Annotated in this window: 3 protein-coding genes; all 3 read left to right on the forward strand. The window is 62.2% G+C overall.

Annotated elements, in window-relative coordinates:
• Positions 1-394 precede the first annotated feature (394 nt).
• The 3 genes from OBACDRAFT_RS29970 to ctaD are packed head-to-tail and all read left to right on the forward strand — an operon-like array spanning position 395 to position 3,595.
• Positions 395-703 (forward strand): cytochrome c oxidase subunit II, encoded by a 309-nt coding sequence (locus tag OBACDRAFT_RS29970; protein ID WP_232767257.1) that lies wholly within the window; start codon positions 395-397, stop codon positions 701-703.
• 22 nt (positions 704-725) lie between these two features.
• The gene (locus tag OBACDRAFT_RS16255; RefSeq protein WP_232767259.1) at positions 726-1,688 is read left to right on the forward strand and encodes a cytochrome c oxidase subunit II; all 963 of its coding nucleotides are present in this window, start codon (positions 726-728) and stop codon (positions 1,686-1,688) included.
• A complete protein-coding gene (gene ctaD / locus OBACDRAFT_RS16260) occupies positions 1,685-3,595 on the forward strand; it encodes a cytochrome c oxidase subunit I (protein ID WP_052362137.1) in 1,911 nt (636 codons plus the stop codon). The genes OBACDRAFT_RS16255 and ctaD overlap by 4 nt, the downstream gene beginning before the upstream one ends.
• The last annotated feature ends 4 nt before the right edge of the window (positions 3,596-3,599 follow it).

Raw genomic sequence — 3,599 nt, forward strand, 5'->3', positions numbered from 1 at the left:
CCCCCCCCCGCCCCGGTTGCCGCGCCATGCGAACCGTGTGCGCCCGCACCATTCGCCGACGACGCATCCGGCTTGCAACCGCTCAGTGCCACACCGACCGCAGCCGCAAACGCAAAATTAAAGCAAAAAACAGGAAGGCGAAAGAAACGTAATGCCATGGGCCGCATTGAGACGCATTCGCAGACTCGCGCAAATGCCTTATTACATTTTTACGGCTCATTAGACAAATCATTAAACACACCCTCCATCGGTGCAGCTCACACCTTATGCATTTCGAGCCAACAGGTTGAAAAATTAGATATTCTAACATTAATCTCTGTTTCTGTCTTGAAAACCCGACCGCCCACAGGAGCGTATCACGCCTCTACCACTACAAGCTCTCTTTCTCGACCAAATGAGCGCTGCTAAAGCCTCCCGTCTCCATCCACGGCGCATTGCCGCCCTCGTTTTCACCCTGTTGCTGCCGCTCTATCTCGGAGGTTGGAGCTGGCGCTGGTTAAGCGGCCCCCAATCGACGATCGACGTCGAGGGACCAGTGGCGCGCGCGCAGACCCAAGTGTTTTATGTGACGCTCTGGGTGACCGGCATCATCTTTGTGATCGTCGCCAGCGTGCTCACCTACGCCACGCTCAAGTTCAAGGCCCGCAACCGCGCCGACGAACACGCCCCCCCCCCCCCAAAGCCACGGCAACCCGCTCGTTGAACTCTCGCTCATCGCCGCCTCCGTGCTTGCCCTCGTCTTCATCGCCGTGCCCACCCTGCGCGCCATCTGGTATCAATACGACGTGCCCGAGGACCAGCGCGACCAGGCGGTGCAGATCACCGCAACCGGATACCAGTGGTGGTTTAAATTTGAATACACGCAGGAGCAGATCGACGGCGCCGGTCCGCTCGTCACCGCCAACGAACTCGTCATTCCCGCCGGACGCCCCGTGCGCATCAACCTGCGCACCACCGACGTCATTCACTCCTTCTGGGTTCCCAAGCTCGCCGGCAAGGTGGACATGATCCCCAACCGCGGCAACCACCTCTGGCTCCACGCCGAGCGCCCCGGCTATTACTGGGGCCAGTGCGCCGAATACTGCGGCGAATCGCACGCCGTGATGCGCTTCCGCGTCGTCGCGCTCGAAGCCGGCGACTACGCCCGCTGGATCGCCGGCCAGAAACACCCCGCCCGCACCCCCGCCGCCGACGACGCCCCGCCGCGCCCGCAAACCGCGGGCCCCGGCTACGTATTCAAAAACCCAGGACGCAACGCCCCCGGTTACTCCGCCGGCTTCGACGCCGACCCGCTCGCCGCGTGGAAAAAGCAGCAGGCCGTCGAGACCGGCGAAGACCCCGCGCTCGTGGCACATGGCCGGGAACTCTTTCGCTCCAAGAACTGCATCACCTGCCACACCACGCGCGGCCACGACGGCGTCGGCGTCAACGGCCCCGACCTCACCCATATCGGCGCGCGCACCACCATCGCCGGCGGCCTTTTGGAAAACACGCCGCAAAACCTCCACCGCTGGATCGCCCATCCCGACGAGGTCAAACCCGGCAACAAGATGTGGGTCGGTGTCAACGGCATGGCCGGCTACGTCACGCTCGATCCCGTGGACAACCACCGTATCCAAAAACAAAATATCACCGTGACCGACGACGAAGCCCGCGCCCTCGTTTCCTACCTCCACAGCCTGAAATGAACCCCCTTGACATCAAACGTCCCTGGTTTTTCACCCGGCCCACGGCGAGCACCGGCCTTGCCTCCTGGCTCACCACCGTCGATCACAAACGCATCGGCATCCTCTACGGCATTGCCGCGCTCTTTTTCTTTCTCGTCGGCGGATTCGAGGCGCTGCTCGTCCGCGTGCAACTCGCCGTGCCCAACAACACGTTCATCTCGCACCAGCTCTACAACGAACTGTTCACGATGCACGCCACCACGATGATTTTCCTCGCGGTCATGCCCCTCTCCACCGCGTTCTTCAACTACATCATGCCGCTCCAGATCGGCGCGCGCGACGTCGCCTTTCCGCGGCTCAACGGCTTCGCCTTCTGGGTCTTCATGGCCGGCGCCATCATCGTCAACGTCGGCTGGTTCGTGAAATCCGGCGCGCCCGACATCGGCTGGTTCGGCTACGCCCCTCTCACCTCAAAAGCCTTCTCCAACCAGTTCGCCGCCGACGTCTCCACCGACCTCTGGATCATGGGCCTGCAAATCCTCGGCGTGTCATCCGTCGTCGGCTCGCTCAATTTCATCGTCACCATCATCAACATGCGCGCCCCCGGCATGACCATGATGCGCATGCCCGTCTTCACCTGGATGACGCTCTTCACCGCGTTTCTCATCATCCTGTCCTTCCCCGCCATCACCATCGCGCTCGTCGAGCTGATGATGGACCGCGCCTTCTCGACCACGTTCTTCGATGTATCCGGCGGCGGACTACCGATCCTCTGGCAGCACCTGTTCTGGATTTTCGGACACCCCGAGGTTTACATCCTGATCCTCCCCGCGATGGGCATCATCTCGGAGATCCTGCCCTGCTTCGCGCGCAAGCCGCTCTTCGGTTATCCCATCGTGGTGTTTTCCGGCGCGGTCATCGGATTCCTCGGTTTCGGCGTGTGGTCGCACCACATGTTTACCACCGGGCTCGGCACCGTGGCCACCGCCGCCTTCTCGCTCGCCACCATGGCCATCGCCATCCCCACCGGCGTCAAAATCTTCAACTGGGTCGGCACCCTCTGGGGCGGCCACATCCTGACGCGCACGCCCATGATGTTCGCCCTCGGTTTCATCTGGATGTTCATGATGGGCGGCTTTTCCGGCATCATGCACTCGGCTTCGCCCGCCGACACGCAACAGCAGGACAGCTATTTTGTCGTGGCGCATTTTCACTACGTGCTGATTGGCGGCGCGGTTTTCGGGCTCCTCGCCGGCATTCATTATTGGTTCCCGCTCATCTTCGGACGCAAGGTGCCCGAGCGCACGGGCAAGCTCTCGTTCTGGATCATCTTTGCCGGCTTCAACACCACCTTCTTTCCCATGCACTTCCTCGGCCTCAACGGCATGCCGCGCCGCACTGCCGTTTACGACGGCAACATGGGCTGGAACGAAGCCAACCTCATCGCCACCATCGGCGCCTTCATCCTCGCCGCGGGCATCGCCCTCTACTTTGGGACGATCATCTACACCTGGCTCAAAGGCGAACGCGTGGGCCGCGATTACTGGGATGCGCGCACCCTCGAATGGTCGCTGCCGAATCCACCGCCTGAATACAACTATGCCGCCACGCCCGTCATCCACGCGCGCGACGCCTTCTGGCACGAAAAGCAAAACCGCGCCGCCATCGCGCACGAGAAAGCCGCGCACGCCGCCGACGAACAGGCGCATGGCGGCATCCACATGCCGAGCCAGTCCTGGTATCCCATTATCACCGCCACCGGCCTGCTCGTGGGCGGATTGTTTGTCGCGCATCACGTCTGGGCCGGAGCCATCGCGGGCGGCGTCATCCTCTTTCTTGGCGTCCTCGGCTGGGCCTTTGAAGGCCCGGGCGGATACCACATCCACATCGACAAGGACGGACGCGAAACGCGCGACTATCACGGCTAACCCT

The organism is Geminisphaera colitermitum TAV2 (assembly GCF_000171235.2).
GTDB lineage: Bacteria > Verrucomicrobiota > Verrucomicrobiia > Opitutales > Opitutaceae > Geminisphaera > Geminisphaera colitermitum.

Bases quoted from the DNA above. Each gene is read 5' to 3' on its own strand.
- OBACDRAFT_RS29970 (WP_232767257.1), top strand. From the start codon at position 395: ATGAGCGCTGCTAAAGCCTCCCGTCTCCATCCACGGCGCATTGCCGCC.
- ctaD (WP_052362137.1), top strand. From the start codon at position 1,685: ATGAACCCCCTTGACATCAAACGTCCCTGGTTTTTCACCCGGCCCACG.